Raw genomic sequence first — 20829 nt, 5'->3', positions numbered from 1 at the left:
TGTCAGGCCGGGGTGACCGTGGGCAGCTTGGTGGTCGCCGCCCCGGGCAGGCGCGGCGCCAAATCGGCCATCAGGGCGGTCGCGTTGTCCCGGCCTCCCGCGGCCAGCGCGGCGGTCACGAGGTCGTGCGCACCGTTCGACGGCAGGCGCAGCAGCTCGGCCATCGCGGCGCGGGTCAGGGTCTTGTGCACGCCGTCGCTGGTCAGCAGCAGGCCGGCGGGGACGGGCGCCTCCGCGGCACCGAACTCGGCCGGGCGTGCCGTCCGCACGGTGGTGGTGACCAGGTGCTCCATCCTGGGGGTGGGCACCTGGCCGCGCTCGCGGAAGTACTGCGCCAGCGTGTGGTCCCGGGTGAGCTGCCGCAGCGAGTCGCCGTCCCAGGCGTAGGCCCGCACGTCCCCGACCCAGCCGAGCCGGTAACCACCGTCGGCCGGCATCGCGACCACCAGCGCGCAGTCACCACCCGGCTCGGTCCGGACCGCCCGTTGCGCGGCCGCCAGCGCGGCAGCGGGCCCCTGCGACGCGGGCACCCGGACAGCGGCCGCCGCGGCGATGCGGGCGGCCCGGGCCGCTGTTCTCTCGTCGCCGACGCCGTCGGCCAGCGCGAACACGACCTCGCCGGTGGTGGGGTCGGTGTACGCGGCAGTGGCGTCGGCGTTCACCGAGCGGGGTCCGCGGGCGGTGGCGGCGCCCCACCGGGGGCCGGTGGCGAGGCGGTGCATGGCGGCCTCCTTCCTGCTGTCCTGCTTCCACTGTCCGCGCCGCGCCTGTGGGCGGCCTGAGACAGCCGTGATGCCCGCCTGTGAATGCCCCTACGACCCCTGGGCGGTGAGGCCGTACACCCTGGCACTGCGCACGGTGCTCGCCGGACAGCCGGCGGCGTTGTGCGGTCGCTGCGCACGGCTCCGGCCCGGGCTGACACGGTCCGCATCGGACTTTCGCCCGCGCCGCCCGGAGGTGCGCCGGCTCAGGGGCGCGCGGTGCGGAGATGGATGCGTTCACCCTGTTTGCCGAACAGGCTGAGCACCTCGACCGCGCCGCGGCCCGCCGCGCCGAACCAGTGCGGGATCTGGCAGTCGAACTCGGCGGCCTCACCCGCGCCCATCACGAAGTCGTGCTCGCCGAGCCGGACGCGCAGCCGCCCGCGCAGCACGTAGACCCACTCGTACCCGGCGTGGGTCCGCAGGTGTGGTTCCTCGTCGTGCGCGGGGATGATCAGCTTGTACGCACGCGGCTCGCCCTGGTGCCGGGACAGCGGGACCACCACCCGCCCGTCCTTCCGCGTCGGCTCCTGCGGTACGCGGGGGTCGACGATGCGCGGCGCGGCCACGATCTCGTCGAGCGGGATGCCCAGCGCGGCCGTGATCGGCAGCAGCAGTTCCAGGCCCGGTTTCCGCTGACCCGATTCCAGCCGCGACAACGTGCTGGTCGAAATGCCGGTGCGGCGCGCCAGGTCGGCCAGGCTGACGCTCTTCCGTTCCCGTGCGCGCCGCAGCCGGGGGCCGATCTGCTCGAGCACGGCACCCACCGTCGGTTCTGCGTCCACACCACACAGGAAAGCAATCCGTCCCGGTTTCGGCAAGATTGTTTGTCATAACCGTGCCGCCGCGCGGATGGTGCGGGTATGGAGACAACACTGTGGGACAGCGTGATCGTGGGTGGTGGAGCCGCCGGCCTGTCGGCGGGCGTGGCGCTCGCCCGGGCGCGGTTCGCCACCCTCCTGGTGGACTCGGGCGAGCCGCGCAACGGGCCGGCCGCGCACATGCACGGGTACCTCACGCGGGACGGCATGGCGCCCAAGGAGTTCCTCGCGACCGGGCAGGAGGAGTTCACCCGCTACGGCGGCATCCTCGAGCACGCCCCGGTGGCGGGAGCGCACCGGGCCGCGGACGGCACGTTCGAGCTCCGCCTCGGCGACGGCCGGGTGCTGCGTGCCCGGTCGGTGCTGGTCGCCACCGGGCTGACCGACGAGCTGCCGGAGATTCCGGGACTGGCGCAGCGGTGGGCGCGCGATGTGCACCACTGCCCGCACTGCCACGGCTACGAGGTGCGCGACCAGGCCATCGTGGTGATCGGCAACGCCCACCTCGCCGCGTTGCTGCGCCGTCAGAGCCCCTCGGTGACGCTGTGCGGCGCCGAGCTCAGCGATGCCGAGCGGCAGCGGCTCACCGCGTACGGCGTGCGCGTGATCGACGCCCGCGTCACGCGCGCCACCGGGGACGTCGAACTCGACAACGGCGAAACCATCCCGTGCGACGCGATCTTCGTGGCGCCCACCCCGGTGCCGCGGGACGCGATCCTGACCGCACTGGGCGCCACCCGCGACCCGGGTACCGGGCTCGTCGCCGTCGACGCCCGCGGGGCCACGTCCGTCCCCGGGCTCTGGGCGGCCGGGAACGTCGTCAGCCCGCGCGCCCAGGTCGTTGCCGCGGCGGGTGCGGGCTGCACCGCCGGGATCGGCCTGTGCGCGTGGCTGCTGGAGCGCGAGCTGGCCGGAGCCGGCAACTGAGGGCCGGCGGCACGGGCTGCCCGCCCGGGCCCACGTTCCAGCCCGCGCACCAGCACGCGGCTAAGCCGGCCGGTGGAAGTGCTGGACGTGGACGACGGCGGCGGGCACGCCGTGCGCGGCCAGCGCCTCGCACACCGGTCCGGAGACCGTGGGCGGCGCGCACACCAGCCACTCGTCCACCTTCGCCGGGTGCAACCGGGCCTCCAGCAGGTCCCGGATGCGCCCGGCGTCCAGCCCGCCCGGTACGTACCGCTCGTAGGAGATGGCCAGCGCCTTGCCGATGCTTTCGAACGGGCGGTCGCCACGGGAGTGCCGCAGCCACGGGTCGCGCTCGTCGGTGCGGTAGTGCGTCACCCGCAGCCGCCCCTCGAAGCGGCGCGCGTACTCCGACAGCTCCGCCGCGAAGAGGGTGTCGTCCCCCGATCGGTTCACGTACAGCAACGTCACCCGGCTGCGTGGCGAGGTGCCGAGCAGGTGCACCACGACCGGCAGCACCGGCGCGATGCCCGACCCGGCGGCGACGGCCACCACGTGCCGCGGCGTGGCCCGCATGGTGAACGTTCCTGACGGCGGCCGGGCCAGGATAGTCTCTCCGGGCCGCAACCCCATCGCGTGCTCGGAGAACCGGCCGCCGGGCACCCGCTTGATCGCCACCCGCAGCTCCGGTTCGGCGGGGCCGGCGCAGATCGCGTAACGGCGGTCCACCGGTGCACCGTCGATCTGGGCTCGCAGCACCAGGTGCTGTCCGGGCGTGAACCGGAACACCTCGCGCAGCCCGGGCGGCACCGCGAGCGTCACCGCGACCGCCTCGCCGGTGAGCCATCGCACCCCGGTGACGGTCAGCGGGTGGAACTGCGCCGGCGCGGGCGCTCCCGGCTCGGGTGCACGGGGCGACGGGATCGTGGGGGCGTGGTGGAACAACGGCCGGCCGGGCCGCTCCGCGTGCACCCGCTGGTAGCCGCTCGGCCGCCGCCGGGGGCGCCAGTCGTGGCACCACGAAGCGAGCGCGAGCGCGAGCCGCTGCGGCACCAGGTACACCACGGCCAGTTCCTGCCCGTGCCCGGTGCCGACCACCGCGGCGAGCACGCACGGCAGGAACACCAGCATGCCGAGCATCTCGGCGCTCTCCGCGGTCGGCCGCCGCGGTGTGCCGAGGTAGCGCCACACGTGCCAGAGGTCGACGGTCGCCCAGCGCAGCGGCAGCGTCCACGCCGGTCCGCGCGTGTTCCACGGCGTGAGGTGCGCTGGCGAGCCGGAGCGGTGCTGGGTCAGGTGCACGTAGCGGGCCGCGGGGAAGCCGCCGAAGGGCGACACGAACGGCAGCGCCACCCGCCCCAGCGCCCCGTTCACCCAGGTCAGGCTGCCCGCCGCGTGGTGCGCGGCCTCGTGCAGGACGGTGAACAGCGCGAGCACCGCCACCGTGTGCAGGGGGATCGTCACCGCGGCCGGTGCGTGCCGGACCAGCGCCAGCCAGAGCGCGCACGCCCACACACCGAGGCCGCCCACCAGCAGGGCGACGGTCGGCACGACGACCGCCGGCAGCCGCGTGGGGGTCTCCGCCAGTTCCGGGGAACGACCCTGGACCTGGGCATCGGCTGTCACGGACCGGCGCTCCTGGGGATGGCGGGACTGCGGGACTGCGGATCACGACGGTAGACAATGCGTGGGAGAATGTAAACGGAGAGTCCCCGCCGCGGCCGCGCCGCGTGGCAAGCAGGGCCGGGCCGGTGCTGTCAAGTCGCTGGCCTAGACTCGGCCTTTGGGCACCGCCGTGCCCGCTTGTCGGCTACCACCCGAAAACCAGGTTTTCACGGCTCGAGGAGAACACGTTGAAGAGCACCGTCGAGCAGCTCAGCCCGACGCGAGTCAAGATCAATGTCGAGGTGCCGTTCGACGAACTCAAACCGAACTTCGACCGCGCCTACTCCAAGATCGCCCAGCAGGTGCGCATCCCGGGCTTCCGCCCCGGCAAGGTGCCCGCTCGCGTCCTGGAGAGCCGGATCGGCCGCGCGCCGGTGCTCGATGAGGTCGTCAACGAGGCCATCCCGGCGAAGTACCTGGAGGCCGTCCGCGCCGGCGAGGTGCGCACCCTCGGCCAGCCCGACTTCGAGGTAACCAAGCTCGAGGACCGCGAGGTGCTGGAGTTCACCGCGGAGGTCGACATCCGCCCGGAGATCACCCTGCCGGACTTCGACGGGCTGTCGGTCAGCGTCGACGACGTCGAGGTGACCGACGAGGAGGTGGACGCCGAGCTGGACAACCTGCGCGCCCGCTTCGGCACCCTCAAGGGCGTCGAGCGTCCCGCCCAGGACGGCGACTTCGTGTCGATCGACCTGTCCGCCACGGTCGACGGCGAGGAGGTCGAGGAGGCCGCCACCACCGGCCTGTCCTACGAGATCGGCTCGGGCCAGCTGGTGGACGGCATCGACGAGGCCATCATCGGCGCCGGCGAGGGCGAGACGAAGACCTTCACCACCAAGCTGGTGGCCGGTGAGCACGCGGGCCGCGACGCCGAGGTGTCGGTGACGGTGCAGAGCGTCAAGGAGCGCGAGCTCCCCGAGGCCGACGACGAGTTCGCCCAGCTGGCGAGCGAGTTCGACACCATCGACGAGCTCAAGGCCGACCTGCGCGAGCGCCTGGCCAAGATGAAGAAGGTCCAGCAGGGTGTGCAGGCCCGGGACAAGATCCTGGACGAGCTGCTGGAGTCGGTCGAGGTCCCGCTGCCGGAGAAGGTCCTCGAGGCCGAGGTCGAGAACCGCAAGCACGACGCGATCCACGACCTGGACCACAGCGAGGAGAACCTCGCGAAGGTGCTGGAGACCCAGGGCAAGACCCTCGAGGAGTTCCACGCCGAGCTGCGGACCGAGGCCGAGAAGGCGGTGCGCACCCAGCTGCTGCTGGACAGCGTCGCCGACGCCGAGCAGGTCCAGGTGGGTGACGCCGAGCTGACCGAGCGGATCATCTACCAGGCCCAGCGCTTCGGCATCAGCCCGGACGAGTACGTGCAGCGGGCCCAGCAGTCCGGCCAGCTGTCCGCGATCTTCGCCGACGTGCGCCGCGGCAAGGCGCTGGCCTCGATCGTGCGCCGGGCGACGGTCACCGACGCCTCCGGCGCCGAGCTCGACCTGGGCGACCTCTTCGGCGAGGAGGAGGAGGCCACCGAGGCCGCCACTGAGACCGAGGTCACCGAGGAACCCGCGGCTGCTTCCGAGAAATAAAGCTGTCAGCGAACTTGGGCGGTACCGGGCATGCCGGGCCGCCCGAGTTCGTTAGGGTCGGTTACAAGATCTCAGCATCTTCGACAGTGCACAGTGGATCTCCTGGCGGAGAGCCACAGCGGTGAAAAGGCAGGCAGACGTGACGCAGCACAAGGCAGAGGCACGCAGCTCGACCGCGGGCCTCAATCTGACCGACTCGGTGTACGAGCGGCTGCTCCAGGAGCGCATCGTCGTCCTCGGCTCCGAGGTCAACGACGAGGTGGCGAACCGGATCACCGCGCAGCTCCTGCTGCTGTCCGCGGAGGACTCCGAGTCCGACATCCGCTTCTACATCAACTCGCCCGGCGGCTCGGTGACGGCCGGCTTCGCCATCTACGACACGATGCAGCTCATCGAGCCGGACGTGGCGACCTACGCGATGGGCCTGGCCGCCTCGATGGGGCAGTTCCTGCTGTCCTCGGGTGCCCCCGGCAAGCGCTACTCGCTCCCGCACGCGCGCATCCTGATGCACCAGCCGTCGGCCGGCGTCGGCGGCACCGCGTCCGACATCGCGATCCAGGCCGAGGTCTTCGGCAAGTGGAAGCAGGAGCTGGCGCGGATCACCGCCGAGCAGACCGGCCAGACGGTCGAGCAGATCATCGCCGACGGCGACCGGGACCGCTGGTTCACCGCCGAGGAGGCGCGGGAGTACGGCTTCGTCGACCACGTCCTCACCCGGGAGAACCAGCTCCCGTCCAGCAACGGCAGCCGCTGACCGGGCCTGACGAGGAGAAAGCTCTCATGAACAACTTCCAGCTTCCGCAGTCCCGGTACATCCTGCCGTCGTACGTGGAGCGCACCAGCTACGGCGTCAAGGAGTCCAACCCGTACAACAAGCTGTACGAGGAGCGGGTCATCTTCCTCGGCGTGCAGGTGGACGACGCGTCGGCCAACGACGTGATGGCCCAGCTGCTGCACCTCGAGCACGAGGACCCGGACCGCGACATCACGATCTACATCAACTCGCCGGGTGGCTCGTTCACCTCGCTGATGGCGATCTACGACACGATGCAGTTCGTGCGGCCGGACATCCAGACCGTCGCGCTGGGTCAGGCCGCCTCGGCGGCTGCGGTCCTGCTGGCGGCCGGCACGAAGGGCAAGCGGCTCGCGCTGCCCAACGCCCGCGTGCTGATCCACCAGCCGGCCACCGAGGGCACCTACGGGCAGGTCTCGGACCTGGAGATCCAGGCCAACGAGATCCAGCGGGTCCGCCGTCTGATGGAGACCACGCTGGCCAAGCACACGAACAAGAGCGCCGAAGAGGTCCGTGCGGACATCGAGCGCGACAAGATCCTGACCGCCGAGCAGGCCAAGGAGTACGGCATTATCGACGAGGTGCTGCCGTACCGCAAGGCGTCGCAGATCGGCTGAGTCCTCGCCGCGGGGCCGGTGCGTGTCCTACCCGGTGCGCCCCGGCCCCCGGTTTAGGGTCTCGGGGCGCCCGGCGCCCGCAGGTCCTCCCGCGCGGCGCTCCGGGCGGGTACCGTCTAGGGGCAGCGGCCACGTTTTTCCCGCTGGCTCGGCGGCGAGGGCAGGAACACGATCAGGTGTGCCGGGCAGGCGCACCGGAGGGGAACAGGTCAACGGTCATGGCACGGATCGGCGACGGCGGGGACCTGCTGAAGTGTTCTTTCTGCGGGAAGAGCCAGAAACAGGTGAAGAAGCTCATCGCCGGACCTGGCGTCTACATCTGCGATGAGTGCATCGACCTGTGCAACGAGATCATCGAGGAGGAGCTGGCCGAGGCCGGCGACGTCAAGCTCGACGAGCTGCCGAAGCCGCTCGACATCCACGAGTTCCTCGACCAGTACATCATCGGCCAGAGCGACGCGAAGCGCACGCTCGCCGTGGCGGTGTACAACCACTACAAGCGCATCCAGTCCGAGGACAAGTCCGGCCCGAAGGACGCCAAGGACGAGCCGGTCGAGCTCGCCAAGTCGAACATCCTGCTGCTCGGGCCCACCGGGTGCGGCAAGACCTACCTGGCGCAGACCCTGGCGAAGATGCTGAACGTGCCGTTCGCGATCGCGGACGCCACGGCGCTCACCGAGGCCGGGTACGTCGGCGAGGACGTCGAGAACATCCTGCTCAAGCTGATCCAGGCGGCCGACTACGACGTCAAGCGCGCCGAGACGGGCATCATCTACATCGACGAGGTCGACAAGATCGCCCGCAAGTCGGAGAACCCGTCGATCACGCGGGACGTGTCCGGTGAGGGTGTGCAGCAGGCGCTGCTGAAGATCCTGGAGGGCACGACGGCCTCGGTGCCGCCGCAGGGCGGGCGCAAGCACCCGCACCAGGAGTTCATCCAGATCGACACCACGAACGTGTTGTTCATCGTGGCAGGTGCGTTCGCGGGCCTGGAGAAGATCATCAACGAGCGGGTCGGCAAGCGCGGGCTGGGTTTCGGCGCCGAGATCCGCACGAAGTCCGAAATCGAGGAGAGCGACGTCTTCTCCGAGACCATGCCCGAGGACCTGATCAAGTTCGGGCTGATCCCGGAGTTCATCGGCCGTCTGCCGGTGGTCGCGAACGTGACGCACCTGGACAAGCACTCGCTGGTGCGGATCCTGACCGAGCCGCGCAATGCCCTGGTGAAGCAGTACAAGAAGTTGTTCGAGATGGACAACGTCGAGCTCGAGTTCACCAAGACCGCGCTCGAGGCGATCGCCGACCAGGCGGTGCTGCGGGGCACCGGTGCACGTGGTTTGCGCGCGATCATGGAAGAGGTGCTGCAGCCGGTGATGTACGACATCCCGAGCCGCACCGACGTCGCCAAGGTCGTGATCACCGAACAGACGGTGCGGGAGAACGTCAATCCCACGATCGTGTCGCGTCAGCCGTCCCGTCGTCGCAGCAGCGAGCGCGGCGAGAAGACTGCCTGATCTCTGTGCAACGGTCCGCTCCGCGCTCGCTAAGCTAGCCGAATGAGCGTGGAGGGGGCTGGCCGTTCGGGTGCCGGTGAAGGCACCGCTCCGGTCGTGACGGCCGGGGACAACGTCGTTCCGGAGGGGCGGGACGACGTGCGCGGCATCACTGACCTCACCTTCCGGATCATCGCGCCGTACCTCAGCAGTGTGGTGCTGCACCGCGTCATGCTCGGTCTGCTGAGCCTGATGGCGCTGGCGTGCGTGGTCGCCGCCCCCGTGCGGTTGTCGGTGCTGCCCGCGATCCCGCTCCCGGTGCTCGGCTTCGGGTTCTACGCGTTGACCCGGGTGCGCCGGGCGGGCACCGAGTTCCGTCCCCTGCTGACCTGGACGAGCCTGCTCTTCACGGCGACGCTCCTCGGACTGTGGCTGATCTCGGCGCTGGGCCGCTCAGTCCGCTGACGACCGCCACGGCGCGACGCGAGCCGCGTGGCGGTGGCCCGGTTCGTCATGCCGTGGGGCGGTGCCTGCCCAGGAAGCTGATCAGGCTGGGTACCACGGTGCGGTTGAACGAGTCGCCGTGTTTGCCCTTCGCCGTGTAGCCGATCTCCGGCTTCAGCGCGGTGATGAAGCGCCGGGCGCCGGCGACGAACGCGTCTTCCGTACCGCACCACACGGCGGTCGGGGTGCCGGCCGTCGCGTCGAGGTGTTTCAGCGGGTCCATCGACGCCCAGTCCGCCTCGTCGTGGAAGGCGTTCCGCTTGCTCATCTCCGGCCACGACAGGATGAGCGCCGGCGCCATCAACGCCAGCGCCCCGGCCGGCTCCCGGCGCTCGGCGCGCCGGCGCGCGTACAGCAGTGCGCCGAAACCGCCCATCGACATGCCGGTGCAGGCGAACGGCAGACCGTCGGTGCCGCCCAGGCCGCGTTCCCGGAGCCACTGCGGGACCTCTTCGAGCAGCATCCCCATCGGGTCGTCGCCCGGGACGTTCTCGTGCCAGTAGCTGTCGCCGCCGTCCACCGCGACGAACCCGTACGGCGGAATCCGCTTGCGCGCGACCTGGCTGGCCAGCTCGGCGAGCGTCCCGGTCGGCGCCGCCGTCCGCGCCCGCCCGTGCAGGCCGTGCAGCAGCAGCGACATCGGCAGGTTCGGCGGTGGCGACTTCGACGGCAGCAACATCACCAGGTCGACCATCCGGTTGCGGTAGCGCGACCACACCCGTTCGACCTTCGCCACGCCGATCTGCGTGGCGGGCGAGGACGACGTCACCCCCAGCACCCGCTGCACGGCCTCGCTCACCGGTAGCACCCCGGTGGCGGTACCGGCGGCGAACGCGGCGATACCCAGGCCCGAAGCCCCTGCGATCAGCACCGAACGGCGGCTGGGCCGCCTGCGCGGCTCGGTCGCTTCGTCCTCGGTCACCTGGGCCTCCCGGGCCATTCAACATCAGTCTCGACTCTCTTGTCGCGCGAAATCCCCACGGTGATACACCCGGTACCGCTAGTGTCGTCGTCATGCGGTTCGCGATTTCCATTCCGCAGTTCGTCGCCGACGGCACGTTCGACCCCGGCGCCTTCCGCGCCTATGTCTGCCGGGCGGAGGAACTGGGGTTCGACAGCGGCTGGACCCAGGAGCAGACGCTCGGCCGGTTCCCGCACCTCGCGCCCAGTGAGACGATGGCCTACGCGTTCGCCTGCACGGAGCGGCTGCGCCTGGGCTGCGCCGTCTACGTCACCCCGCTGCACAGCCCGGTGCACCTGGCCAAGAGCCTCGCGACGCTGGACCAGCTCAGCCGCGGCCGCCTGGAGGTCGGTGTCGGCAGCGGCGGCCGCAACCGGCCCTTCGGGGCGTTCGGCATCGACGGCGACGCCCACGTCGCCCGGTTCACCGAGGGCATCCGCCTGGTCAAAGCCCTGTGGGCGGAGGACACGGTCGACTTCGGCGGGCGCTTCTGGCAGCTGGAGGGCGCGGCGATGGAACCCAAACCGTTCCAGAAACCCGGGCCGCCGTTGTGGTTCGGCGGCAGCCACCCCAATGCCCTCAAGCGTGCCGTCCGGTTCGGTCACGGCTTCTTCGGTGCGGGCTCCGCGACCACGACGGCGTTCGCCGGTCAGGTCCGGACGGTGCGCGAGCTGCTCGCCGAGGCCGGGCGCGACGACTTCCGGGTCGCCAAGCGGGTCTACATCGCGATCGACGACGACGGCGACGCCGCGCGCCGCCACGCGGCCGACGGTCTCGCCGCCATCTACGGCAAGCGCGGGCTGGAGGCGGTCGCGGTCGCCGGCACGCCGGAGGAGTGCGTGGCCGGGGTGCGCGAGGTGGCCGAGGCGGGTGCCGAGCTGATCCTGTTCACCCCGTTCGCCGACCAGTTCGAGCAGATGGAACGTCTCGCCGCCGAGGTCATGCCCCGGATCTGACCGTCACGCCCGTGCCGGCTCCAGCACGCGCTGGTCGCCGGTGTAGAGGTTCATGCTCGTCCCGCGCAGGAACCCGACCAGGGTCATGCCGTTCTCCTCGGCCAGTTCGACCGCCAGCGAGGACGGCGCGGACACCGCGGCGAGGAACGGGATGCCCGCCATCGCGGCCTTCTGCACCAGTTCGAACGACGCCCGCCCGGACACGAGCAGCCCGCAGTCCGACAGCGGTACCCGGCCCTCCAGCAACGCCCAGCCGAGCACCTTGTCGACCGCGTTGTGCCGCCCCACGTCCTCCCGCACGGCCAGCAGCGACCCGTCGGCGCGGAACAACCCGGCGGCGTGCAGACCGCCCGTGCTGGCGAAAACGCGCTGCTGGGCCCGCAGCGCGTCCGGCAACCCGGCGAGCACCTCGGTCGTGACGGCGAACGCCGACTGCCCGGGCGGGAACCGGGTCTTGAGTTTCACCGCGTCGAGTGCCGCCTTGCCGCACACCCCGCACGAGGACGTGGTGTAGAAGTTCCGTTCCACGCCGGTCTCCGGCGGTGCGACACCGTCGGCCAGGGTCAGGTCGAGCACGTTGTAGGTGTTGCGTCCCTGGTCGTCCACGCCGTCGCAGTAGCGGGCGGCGAACACGTCGTCGCGCGCGCCGATGACGCCCTCGGACAGCAGGAACCCGTGCGCGAGCTCCACGTCGTGCCCGGGGGTGCGCATGGTGACGGCCAGCGCCGCGCCGCCGACCCGCAGCTCCAGCGGCTCCTCGGCCGCCAGCAGATCGGCCCGGCGGTGCTGCCCGTCGCCGGTCAGCTTCCGCACCGGACGTCGCACCGTCACGCGGCCCATGGCGACCCCTCGTTCCCCGTCTCGGCGACCACGGCTGGGTAGTGCCGCCGCGAGGACCAGCCTAGGCGAGCGGGCCGGGGCCGTCAGGCCTGGAGGCTGTCGAGCAGTCCGCGGCACGCCGATTGCACGTGCTCCTCCGCCAGGTCGCCGAGCCCCTCGACGCGCCCGGCACGCAGCAGGGCCGCCAGTTCCCGGTGCTCGCCGACCACGCGGGTCCGGTAGTGCTCGTGCGACAGCCGCACCCGGTGGGCCTGGAAGAGGTGCACCTGCGACCGCACGGCCTCCCACGCGCTGGTCAGCCGGCCGTTGCCGGCCATCGCGTACACGCAGTCGTGGAACTCGATGTCCAGCGCCACCAGCCGTCCGCCGTCGGCGGCGCCCCGGGTCTCCCGCTCCATCGTCGCGACCAGCTGGTCCAGCTCGTCGAACTGCTCCGGCCGTCCGCGCCGGGCCGCGGTCAGCGTCGCGAGCCGGTCCAGCGCGGCGCGGACCGCGTACACCTCGATGATGTCGGTCTCGGTCAGCCCGATGATCCGCGTGCCCCGGTGCCACTCGCTGTGCACCAGGCCTTCCCGCTCCAGGATCGCCAGGCCCTCCCGCACCGACCCGCGGCTGACCCGCAGGGACGCGGCCAGCTCGACCTCCCGCAGGGCACTGCCGGGCGCGAACCGGCCGGCGAGGATCTCGTCGCGGATGCGGTCGGCGGCCTCCTCGGCCAGGCCGCGCCGCCGGGCGGGCTGCATGTTCGAATGTTGACATTGCTGCCCCGGCTCGGTCAAGCTGGGCCCACCGACGACAAGGAGGACCGCTCGATGACTCGTCCCGCATTCCACCTCGCGATCCCGGTCGACGACCTCCGCCGAGCCCGGGAGTTCTACGGCGGGGTGCTCGGCCTGCCCGAGGGGCGCTCCGACGCGAAGTGGGTCGACTGGAACTTCCACGGCCACCAGGTGGTCACCCACGTCGTCGAGGGGGCGCGGGCGGAGGCCGGGCGCAACCCGGTGGACGGCCACGACGTCCCGGTGCCGCACTTCGGGCTGGTGCTGACCGTGGACGCGTTCCACGAGCTGGCCGACCGGCTCCGGGCCGCAGGGACGCGGTTCGTCATCGAGCCCTACCAGCGGTTCGCGGGCGAGAAGGGGGAGCAGTGGACGATGTTCCTGCACGATCCGGCCGGCAACGCCCTGGAGTTCAAGGCGTTCCGCGACGAGTCCCAGTTGTTCGCCCGATGAGCCGCGGAGTCCTCGTCACCGGTGCCTCGGCCGGCCTGGGCCGCGCGATCGCGACGGCGTTCGCCGAGCGCGGTGACCGGGTCGCGGTGCACTTCAACGCCAACCGGGTGGCCGCGGAAGCCACGCTCGCCGCCCTGCCCGGCGACGGCCACGCGCTCGTGCAGGGCGACATCCGGGACGCGCGGGTCATCGCCGACACCGCCGAGGAGGCGCTCGGCGGTGTCGACGTGCTGGTCAACAACGCCGCCGTGGTGACCACCACCGAGACGGCGCACCCGCTGGCGGAGACCACGTTCGAGCACTGGCGCGCGGTGTGGCGGCAGTCGGTCGAGGTCAACCTGCTCGGCGCGGCTGACCTCACGTTCTGCGTCGCCCGGCACATGATCGCCCGTGGCGCCCGCGGTCGGGTGGTCAACGTCGGTTCGCGTGGCGCCTTCCGCGGCGAACCGGACCACCCGGCGTACGGGGCGACCAAGGCCGCGTTGCACTCGCTGGGCCAGTCGCTCGCCGTGCACCTCGCGCCGCACGGCATCGCGGTCAGCGCCGTCGCGCCGGGGTTCATCGCCACCGAGCGGGTCGCGGACTGGCTGACGGGGGAGCGGGGCGCGGCGTTGCGGGCGCAGTCGCCGTTCGGCCGGGTCGCCGAACCGGGTGAGATCGCCGCCGCGGTCGTCTACCTCGCCTCGGCCGGGGCCGAATGGGCCGCCGGTGCCATCCTCGACGTCAACGGCGCCTCCTACTTGCGGTCCTGAGCCCAGTCCTCCGGGCGGACCGCGGCGAGGATCCGCTCGGAGATCGCCCGCAGGGCGTCCACCTGATCCGGGGTCAGGACGTCGAACACCAGCTCGCGCACGGTCTCCACGTGGTGCGGCGCGGCCTGCTCGATCGCCTCCCGGCCTTCGGGTGTCACTGCGATGTAGGCGCCGCGCGCGTCGTCCGGGCACTCCTCGCGCGCCACCAGTCCGCGCTTCTGCATGCGGCGCAGGTGGTGGGACAGCCGGCTCTTCTCCCAGTCCAGCGCCCGGGCCAGCTCGAACACCCGAACCCGTCCCTCCCGGGTCTCGGTGAGCTGCACCAGGACCTCGAAATCGGGCAGCGACAGCTTCGAGTCGGCCTGCATCCGGCGGCCCAGTGCGGCGTTCAGGTGGCTCTGCATGGTCACGTACGCGCGCCACGCCTGCTGTTCGGACTCGTCGAGCCATCGGGTCATGCTCCCGAGTATAGCGGGAATAGTTGACGTGTCACCCAAGTTGTGCCACGGTGAGGATGACACATCAACCAGTGGAGGAACCCGAATGACCGCCCAGACCAGCTACCCGACCCTGACCGGCGAGTACACCCTGGACCCGACCCACACCCGCATCGGTTTCGTCGCCCGCCACGCGATGGTGACCAAGGTGCGCGGTTCGTTCAACGAGTTCAGCGGCACCGCGCGGATCGACGGCGAGAACCCGGCGAAATCGTCGGTGACGGTCGCCATCAAGGCCGACAGCATCGACACCCGCAACGCCGACCGCGACGCGCACCTGCGCAGCAACGACTTCCTGTCGATGGACGAGCACCCGGAGATCACCTTCGTCTCCACCGCCATCGAGCAGACCGGTGAGACGAGCTTCGACGTGACCGGGGACCTGACGATCCGGGGCATCACGAAGCCGGTCACGATCCCGTTCGAGTTCGAGGGCGCCGCGCAGGACCCGTTCGGCAACGCCCGGATCGGCTTCGAGGGCTCGACCACCATCAACCGCAAGGACTTCGGCGTCACCTGGAACGCCGCCCTGGAGACCGGCGGTGTCCTGGTCAGCGACAAGGTCACCCTGGAGTTCGAGGTCTCCGCGATCAAAGCCGCCTGACGCGGATGCCGGTGGTGCCCGGCGGGTAAGCCGGGCACACCACCTCCGCACCGGAGAAAGGAACGCCATGAGCTCCGTCGACCTCGACGCGGTGCGCGCGGAGCGCGACCGCATCCGCGACGCCCACCTCCAGCCCGCCGGGCAACGGCCGGCCTCCTCCGCCCGTGGCCTGCACCACACGGCGCTGATCAGCAGCGACGTCGAGCGGACCATCCGCTTCTACCAGGACGTGCTGGAGTTCCCGCTCACCGAGCTGATCGAGAACCGCGACTACCCCGGCTCGTCGCACTTCTTCTTCGACATCGGCAACGGCAACCTGCTGGCCTTCTTCGACTTCCCCGGCCTGGACGTCGGCCCCTACGCCGAGGTGCTCGGCGGGCTGCACCACGTCGCCATCTCGGTCGACCCGCAGCGGTGGCAGCGGCTGGCGGGCAAGCTGGCCGACGCCGGCGTCGAGCACGCCGTGCACAGCGACGTCTCGGTCTACTTCCGCGATCCGGACGGCGCCCGCATCGAGCTCATCGCCGACCCCTTGGGTGAGATGTACGGCCACCAGGTGCTCTAGAAGCCGGCGGTCACGGCCGGTGCCCGGGTGCGCCGGCCCCGGTACCGGCGTTCCGCAGGGCCCGGTCGGCGGCCGTCACGATGAACAGCACCACGCCGATCACGATGAGCGCGACGGCCAGCCCGTGCAGGCCGCCCGAGCTGGCCCGGTCGCCGAAGCACAACGCGATCAGCGTCGACGCCGCGATCGCGCCGAGGTACTGCGCGGTGCGGAACAGGCCGCTCGCGGTGCCGATCACCTCCGGCGGCGCCTGTCCATACAGGACGGTCTGGTTGGTGACGCTCGTCAGCCCCTGGCCCAGCCCGAAGATCGCGGCCAGCACCACCAGCGCGCCGAGCCACGTCCCGTCGCCCACGAACAGCAGCAGCACCGCCCCGGCGAGCAGGGCCGTCGAGTTGACGATCAGTCGGCCCTTGAGCCGGGTCGGTTTGCCGGCCCAGGCCGCAGCCACCACGGCGGCGACCGACATCGGCATCAGCAGCGCGCCGGCCGCCGACTCGGACAGCTCGCGCGCCGACTCCAGCCACTGGACGTACCCGAACATGACCGCGTAGACGATGAGGAACGCCAGTGCCTGGCGCAGGTAGGTGCGCAGCAGCGGGCCGTTCCCCGCGAGCATGCGCAGGTCGAGGAACGGCCGGCGGGAACGCAGCTCGACGCGGATGAACAGCGCGGCCAGCAGCACCGCGACGCCGAGCAGGTACAGGTCGGACACCGCGGGCGCCATCACGTAGAGGAGCACCGCGAGCAGGGTCGCCGAGAACAACGCGATGCCGGCGACGTCGATCGGCTCCCGGGGGCCGCTGGGCGCCGGGTCCTTGGGCACCCAGAGGAGGGCGAGCACGATCGCGACGGCGGCCAGCGGGATGTTGACCGCGAAGATCGCCGGCCACCCCGCCAGACCGATCAGCGCACCGCCGAGCGTCGGCCCGATCACCATGACGGTCTGCGCCGACATCGCGAGGACCGACAGGATCCGGCTCGGTACGCCACCGCCGGTGGTGTCCGCGCGCCGGCGCAGCACCGCCATCGCGGCCGGGAACCCGGCGCACGTGCCGACCCCGAGCACGACCCGCACGGCGACGAGCCAGCCCAGCGAGAACGCGAGCAGCCCGCCGATGCCCGCGAGCATCACGGTCACCGCGCCGGCCAGCAGCACGCGCCGCGCGCCGAACCGGTCGACGAACAGCCCGACCACCGGCTGCCCCACGGCCGTGGCCAGGTACAGCGAGGTGATCAGCCACGCGGTCTGCTCCGGCCCGGCGCCGAACGCCCGGCCGATCGGCACCAGCGCGACGGCGATCAGGGTGGAGTTGATGGGGTTGAGGACCGCGCTGGCCACCAGCGGGAGGACCAGGCGCGGGGGATAGGCGGTGGAGGATCGCGTCGTCGTGGGCTGAGCCGTCGTCACCACTCCCTCATCGTTGCGCCAGTCGCCGCAGCAGCGGCAGCGCGTCCTCGATCGTGCGGCGTTCGTCCGGGGTGAGCTCGTCGACCAGGGCGCGGGCCAGCCACTCCTCGCGGTGCTGGTGGACGCCCCGCACGGTCTTCTCGCCCAGGTCCGACAGGCTGATCACGATGCGGCGGCCGTCCCGCGGGTCGGGCGTCCGGGTGAGGTAGCCGAGCTCGTCCAGCACGGCGAGCGTGGCCGCCATGGACTGCTGCCGGACGTGCTCGGCCGCCGCGAGCTGCGCCTGGGTCGCCGGACCGTCCCGGTCCAGCCGGGCGAGCACCGCCGACTGGGACGGCGTGAGCACCCCGGCGTTGTCGACCTGCCGCAACCGGCGGTGCAGCTGCCCGACCACGGCCCGCACGGATCCCGCCAGTCGCGCGACGTCGTTCGGTACCCGGGGCATATCCACAGTCTAGACTGATGAGTCCAGCCTGTCGAACTGGTCGGCGGCAGCCGCCGGTGAACTCGGGCAGCGGCTTGGTGACGTCGTTCGTCGCGGTCCCGTCGAAGCCGGACGTCGAGCTGCCCGTCCACTTCGGACCTGCCCCGCGCCGGACGCGGCGCGCGGAGATCGTCACCGGTCACGGAGCCGATGCGGATGCAGCGCGGATTACCCGGTTCGTACACTTACCGGTTGTGACGGAGAACGCCCCTGACCAGCAGCCCGCCCTCCCGGCCGCGTGGAACCCGGCCGATGAAGAAGCCGCCCTCTACCAGCGGTGGGTAGACGCGGGCTACTTCACGGCCGACGCCGGGTCGGACAAGCCTCCGTTCACCATCGTGCTGCCGCCGCCGAACGTGACCGGCAGCCTGCACATGGGGCACGCGCTCAACCACACGCTGATGGACTTGATGACGCGCCGCCGCCGCATGCAGGGCTACGAGGTCCTCTGGCTGCCGGGCATGGACCACGCCGGCATCGCCACCCAGAACGCGGTCGAGCGCGAGCTGGCGGAGCAGGGCAAGTCCCGCCACGACCTGGGCCGCGAGAAGTTCGTCGAGCGGGTCTGGGAGTGGAAGGCCGAGTACGGGGGCAAGATCCTCGACCAGATGCGGCGCCTCGGTGACGGCGTCGACTGGTCGCGCGAGCGGTTCACCATGGACAAGGGCCTGTCCCGCGCCGTCCAGACGATCTTCAAGCGGCTGTTCGACGACGGCCTGATCTACCGCGCCGAGCGCATCATCAACTGGTGCCCGCGGTGCCTCACCGCGCTGTCGGACATCGAGGTGGAGCACTCCGAGGACGAGGGCGAGCTCGTCTCGATCCGCTACGGCGACGGTGACCACGCGATCGTCGTGGCCACCACCCGCGCCGAGACCATGCTGGGCGACACCGCGGTGGCCGTGCACCCGGACGACGAGCGGTACCGGCACCTGGTCGGCACCGAGGTGGAGCTGCCGCTGACCGGCCGCCGCATCCCGGTCATCGCCGACGAGCACGTCGACCCGGAGTTCGGCACCGGCGCCGTCAAGGTCACCCCCGCGCACGACCCGAACGACTTCGAGATCGGCCGCCGGCACGACCTGCCGATGCCGACGATCATGGATGAGCGCGCCACGATCACCGTCGCCGGCCCGTTCCAGGGGCTCGACCGGTTCGAGGCCCGCCCGGCGATCGTCGCCGCGCTGCGCGAGCAGGGCCGGATCGTGGCCGAGAAGCGGCCGTACCTGCACGCGGTCGGCCACTGCTCGCGGTGCGACACCGTGGTCGAGCCGCGGCTGTCGTTGCAGTGGTGGGTCAACGTGGAGCCGCTGGCCCGCGCCGCCGGGGACGCGGTGCGCGACGGGCGCACCAAGGTCCACCCGCCGGAGCTGGCGAAGCGCTACTTCGACTGGGTCGACAACATGCACGACTGGACGATCTCGCGCCAGCTGTGGTGGGGCCACCGCATCCCGGTCTGGTACGGGCCGGACGGCGAGACGGTGTGCGTCGGGCCGGACGAGCAGCCGCCGTCGGGTGACGGGTGGACCCAGGATCCGGACGTGCTGGACACCTGGTTCTCCTCGGGCCTGTGGCCGCTGTCCACGCTGGGCTGGCCGGAACAGACCGCGGACCTGGCGAAGTTCTACCCGACCACCGTGCTGTCCACCGGCTACGACATCCTGTTCTTCTGGGTCGCCCGGATGATGATGTTCGGTCTCTACGCCGGTGACGGCGTCCAGCCGTTCGACCACGTCTACCTGCACGGGCTGATCCGGGACCAGTTCGGCAAGAAGATGTCGAAGTCCCGCGGCAACGGCATCGACCCGCTGGACTGGATGGACAGCTACGGCGCCGACGCCACCCGCTTCACCCTCGCCCGCGGCGCCAACCCGGGCGCGGACATGGCGGTGGCGGAGGAGTGGGCGGCCGGTTCCCGCAACTTCTGCACGAAGCTGTGGAACGCCACGAAGTTCGCGCTGATGAACGGCGCCACCGTGGCGAAGCCGCTGCCCGCCGCGGCGGACCTGACCGAGGCCGACCGCTGGATCCTCGGCAGGCTCGCCACCACGGTGTCCGAAGTGGACAGCCTGCTGGAGGACTTCCAGTTCGCCAAGGCCGTCGACCGGCTCTACCACTTCACCTGGGACGAGCTGTGCGACTGGTACCTGGAGCTGGCGAAGGTCCAGATCGCCGGTGCGCACGCCGACGGCACCCGCGCGGTGCTGGGCCACGTGTTCGACACGGTGCTGCGGCTGCTGCACCCGGTGATCCCGTTCATCACCGAGAAGCTGTGGCAGGCGCTGACCGGCGGTGAGTCGATCGTGATCGCCCCCTGGCCCACGGCCGACGACTCCTACACGGATGCCGCGGCCGAGGCGCGGATCGCCGACGTGCAGAAGCTGATCACCGAGATCCGCCGGTTCCGCTCCGACCAGGGCCTCAAGCCGGGGCAGCGCGTCGCGGCGCGGGTCGACGGTGCGGGCTTCGCAGACCTCGGCCGGCACGAGGAAGCGGTCCGGGCGCTGGCGCGCCTGACCGCACCGGAGGACGGGTTCACCGCCTCGGCCTCGGTCGAGGTGAGCCTGTCCGGCGGGAACGTGCACGTCGAGCTGGACCTGTCCGGCGCGGTGGACGTGGCGGCCGAGCGGAAGCGGCTGGAGAAGGATCTGGCGGCGGCTCAGAAGGAGCTGAAGCAGACCGAGGGCAAGCTCGGGAACCAGGCGTTCCTGGACAAGGCGCCGGCTGAGGTGGTCGACAAGATCAAGGTGCGGCGCGATGCGGCGGCGGCGGACATCGAGCGCCTGACGGCGCGGCTGGGTTCCCTGCCCACGGCGTGAGCCGGGGGGCCGTTCGCGGGTTTCCCGCGGACGGCCCCCGTTCCCGGCAGGCGGAGGGGTCAGCGGCCGGTGGAGCCGTCGATCTGCTCGCGCAGGATGTCGGCGTGACCGGCGTGCCGGGCGGTTTTCTCGATCATGTGGACGAGCAGCCAGCGCATCGACGGCGGGCAGGAGTCCGTTTCCCGCAGCGATCGCGCCCCGGGGCGGTCCAGATCGGGGCACTCGGCGATGATCTCGTTGCACCGCCGCACGGTCTCGCGGTATTCGGCGATCAGCGTGTCCGCGGTGTCGGCGTCAGCGGGAAGGGCGTCGTCGTCCACGCGCGGCTCCTCGCCCCGGTAGGCCCAGGCGAACCAGTTGTGCTCGACCGCGATCAGGTGCTTGAGCAGCCACAGCAGGCTGGTGCCGGACGGCACTCCCGCGGCGCGCCCGGCGGCGTCCGGGACACCGGCGACCTTCGCGACGATCGCCTCCCTGAGGTAGTCGAGGAAGGTCACCAGCGTGGTCTTCTCGTCCTCGTTTCCGCTGGGCGGACGCACGTCACCGCGGTTCGTCATGCCGCCACCCTATGCGG

At 71.4% G+C, this 20829-nt stretch carries 22 protein-coding genes; 12 read left to right on the top strand and 10 right to left on the bottom strand.

Annotated elements, in window-relative coordinates:
• Window positions 1-2 precede the first annotated feature (2 nt).
• Both FHX46_RS21425 and FHX46_RS21420 read right to left on the bottom strand, forming a co-directional pair.
• On the bottom strand, window positions 3-722 hold the full coding sequence (locus tag FHX46_RS21425; protein WP_167118016.1) for a PP2C family protein-serine/threonine phosphatase: 720 nt from the start codon (window positions 720-722) through the stop codon (window positions 3-5).
• A gap of 245 nt (window positions 723-967) precedes the next feature.
• Window positions 968-1546: a helix-turn-helix domain-containing protein gene (locus tag FHX46_RS21420; protein WP_167118012.1), complete on the bottom strand. Its 579-nt coding sequence runs from the start codon at window positions 1544-1546 to the stop codon at window positions 968-970.
• Window positions 1547-1624: 78 nt separating this feature from the next.
• On the opposite strand from FHX46_RS21420, the gene FHX46_RS21415 reads away from it, so the two are divergent.
• A complete protein-coding gene (locus FHX46_RS21415) occupies window positions 1625-2509 on the top strand; it encodes an NAD(P)/FAD-dependent oxidoreductase (RefSeq protein WP_208400226.1) in 885 nt (294 codons plus the stop codon).
• Between the two features lie 60 nt (window positions 2510-2569).
• Here the strand turns inward: FHX46_RS21415 and FHX46_RS21410 are convergent, their stop codons facing one another.
• Window positions 2570-4111 (bottom strand): FAD-binding oxidoreductase, encoded by a 1542-nt coding sequence (locus tag FHX46_RS21410; protein ID WP_167118009.1) that lies wholly within the window; start codon window positions 4109-4111, stop codon window positions 2570-2572.
• Between the two features lie 227 nt (window positions 4112-4338).
• Between FHX46_RS21410 and tig the strand changes: the two genes are divergently transcribed.
• The 5 genes from tig to FHX46_RS21385 all read left to right on the top strand — a co-directional run bounded on the left by tig (window position 4339) and on the right by FHX46_RS21385 (window position 9095).
• A complete protein-coding gene (gene tig / locus FHX46_RS21405) occupies window positions 4339-5727 on the top strand; it encodes a trigger factor (protein WP_167118007.1) in 1389 nt (462 codons plus the stop codon).
• 139 nt (window positions 5728-5866) lie between these two features.
• Window positions 5867-6481 carry an ATP-dependent Clp protease proteolytic subunit gene (locus FHX46_RS21400; RefSeq protein WP_167098251.1) on the top strand — a complete coding sequence of 205 codons (615 nt, stop codon included), beginning with the start codon at window positions 5867-5869 and terminating at the stop codon, window positions 6479-6481.
• Between the two features lie 26 nt (window positions 6482-6507).
• On the top strand, window positions 6508-7137 hold the full coding sequence (locus tag FHX46_RS21395; protein WP_167098248.1) for an ATP-dependent Clp protease proteolytic subunit: 630 nt from the start codon (window positions 6508-6510) through the stop codon (window positions 7135-7137).
• A gap of 218 nt (window positions 7138-7355) precedes the next feature.
• Window positions 7356-8651 (top strand): ATP-dependent Clp protease ATP-binding subunit ClpX, encoded by a 1296-nt coding sequence (gene clpX / locus FHX46_RS21390; RefSeq protein ID WP_167118004.1) that lies wholly within the window; start codon window positions 7356-7358, stop codon window positions 8649-8651.
• A 42-nt stretch (window positions 8652-8693) separates the two neighbouring features.
• Window positions 8694-9095: a hypothetical protein gene (locus tag FHX46_RS21385; protein WP_167118001.1), complete on the top strand. Its 402-nt coding sequence runs from the start codon at window positions 8694-8696 to the stop codon at window positions 9093-9095.
• A gap of 46 nt (window positions 9096-9141) precedes the next feature.
• Here FHX46_RS21385 and FHX46_RS21380 read toward each other — a convergent pair whose 3' ends face one another.
• A complete protein-coding gene (locus FHX46_RS21380) occupies window positions 9142-10074 on the bottom strand; it encodes an alpha/beta hydrolase (protein ID WP_167117998.1) in 933 nt (310 codons plus the stop codon).
• Window positions 10075-10148: 74 nt separating this feature from the next.
• On the opposite strand from FHX46_RS21380, the gene FHX46_RS21375 reads away from it, so the two are divergent.
• Complete coding sequence (locus tag FHX46_RS21375; protein ID WP_167117995.1) at window positions 10149-11051, top strand: LLM class flavin-dependent oxidoreductase; 903 nt, start codon at window positions 10149-10151, stop codon at window positions 11049-11051.
• Between the two features lie 3 nt (window positions 11052-11054).
• On the opposite strand, the gene fdhD is transcribed toward FHX46_RS21375, so the two are convergent.
• A complete protein-coding gene (gene fdhD / locus FHX46_RS21370) occupies window positions 11055-11891 on the bottom strand; it encodes a formate dehydrogenase accessory sulfurtransferase FdhD (RefSeq protein WP_167117991.1) in 837 nt (278 codons plus the stop codon).
• 83 nt (window positions 11892-11974) lie between these two features.
• Window positions 11975-12634, bottom strand: coding sequence for a GntR family transcriptional regulator (locus FHX46_RS21365; protein WP_167117989.1), 660 nt, complete (start codon window positions 12632-12634; stop codon window positions 11975-11977).
• A gap of 69 nt (window positions 12635-12703) precedes the next feature.
• On the opposite strand from FHX46_RS21365, the gene FHX46_RS21360 reads away from it, so the two are divergent.
• Both FHX46_RS21360 and FHX46_RS21355 read left to right on the top strand, forming a co-directional pair.
• Window positions 12704-13123 (top strand): VOC family protein, encoded by a 420-nt coding sequence (locus tag FHX46_RS21360; protein WP_167117986.1) that lies wholly within the window; start codon window positions 12704-12706, stop codon window positions 13121-13123.
• Entirely contained in the window at window positions 13120-13875 is a 756-nt protein-coding gene (locus tag FHX46_RS21355) for an SDR family NAD(P)-dependent oxidoreductase (protein WP_167117983.1), read from the top strand. The genes FHX46_RS21360 and FHX46_RS21355 overlap by 4 nt, the downstream gene beginning before the upstream one ends.
• Here the strand turns inward: FHX46_RS21355 and FHX46_RS21350 are convergent.
• The gene (locus FHX46_RS21350) at window positions 13860-14333 is read right to left on the bottom strand and encodes a MarR family winged helix-turn-helix transcriptional regulator (RefSeq protein ID WP_167117981.1); all 474 of its coding nucleotides are present in this window, start codon (window positions 14331-14333) and stop codon (window positions 13860-13862) included. The genes FHX46_RS21355 and FHX46_RS21350 overlap by 16 nt on opposite strands.
• A gap of 85 nt (window positions 14334-14418) precedes the next feature.
• Here FHX46_RS21350 and FHX46_RS21345 point away from each other — a divergent pair, with 85 nt between their 5' ends.
• Window positions 14419-14976 (top strand): YceI family protein, encoded by a 558-nt coding sequence (locus FHX46_RS21345; protein ID WP_167117977.1) that lies wholly within the window; start codon window positions 14419-14421, stop codon window positions 14974-14976.
• A gap of 67 nt (window positions 14977-15043) precedes the next feature.
• Window positions 15044-15541, top strand: a complete 498-nt coding sequence (locus FHX46_RS21340) for a VOC family protein (protein WP_167117974.1) — start codon at window positions 15044-15046, stop codon at window positions 15539-15541.
• A 10-nt stretch (window positions 15542-15551) separates the two neighbouring features.
• Here the strand turns inward: FHX46_RS21340 and FHX46_RS21335 are convergent, their stop codons facing one another.
• Window positions 15552-16955 carry an MFS transporter gene (locus FHX46_RS21335; RefSeq protein ID WP_313886213.1) on the bottom strand — a complete coding sequence of 468 codons (1404 nt, stop codon included), beginning with the start codon at window positions 16953-16955 and terminating at the stop codon, window positions 15552-15554.
• A gap of 4 nt (window positions 16956-16959) precedes the next feature.
• A complete protein-coding gene (locus tag FHX46_RS21330; RefSeq protein WP_167117971.1) occupies window positions 16960-17397 on the bottom strand; it encodes a MarR family winged helix-turn-helix transcriptional regulator in 438 nt (145 codons plus the stop codon).
• 233 nt (window positions 17398-17630) lie between these two features.
• On the opposite strand from FHX46_RS21330, the gene FHX46_RS21325 reads away from it, so the two are divergent.
• The gene (locus FHX46_RS21325) at window positions 17631-20255 is read left to right on the top strand and encodes a valine--tRNA ligase (protein WP_167117968.1); all 2625 of its coding nucleotides are present in this window, start codon (window positions 17631-17633) and stop codon (window positions 20253-20255) included.
• A gap of 59 nt (window positions 20256-20314) precedes the next feature.
• Here the strand turns inward: FHX46_RS21325 and FHX46_RS21320 are convergent, their stop codons facing one another.
• A complete protein-coding gene (locus FHX46_RS21320; protein WP_167117953.1) occupies window positions 20315-20812 on the bottom strand; it encodes a DinB family protein in 498 nt (165 codons plus the stop codon).
• Window positions 20813-20829: the final 17 nt, after the last annotated feature.

The organism is Amycolatopsis viridis (assembly GCF_011758765.1).
GTDB lineage: Bacteria > Actinomycetota > Actinomycetes > Mycobacteriales > Pseudonocardiaceae > Amycolatopsis_E > Amycolatopsis_E viridis.
Note: the sequence above shows the minus strand (reverse complement) of the source record. Positions and strands in the feature narration are given on the sequence as shown.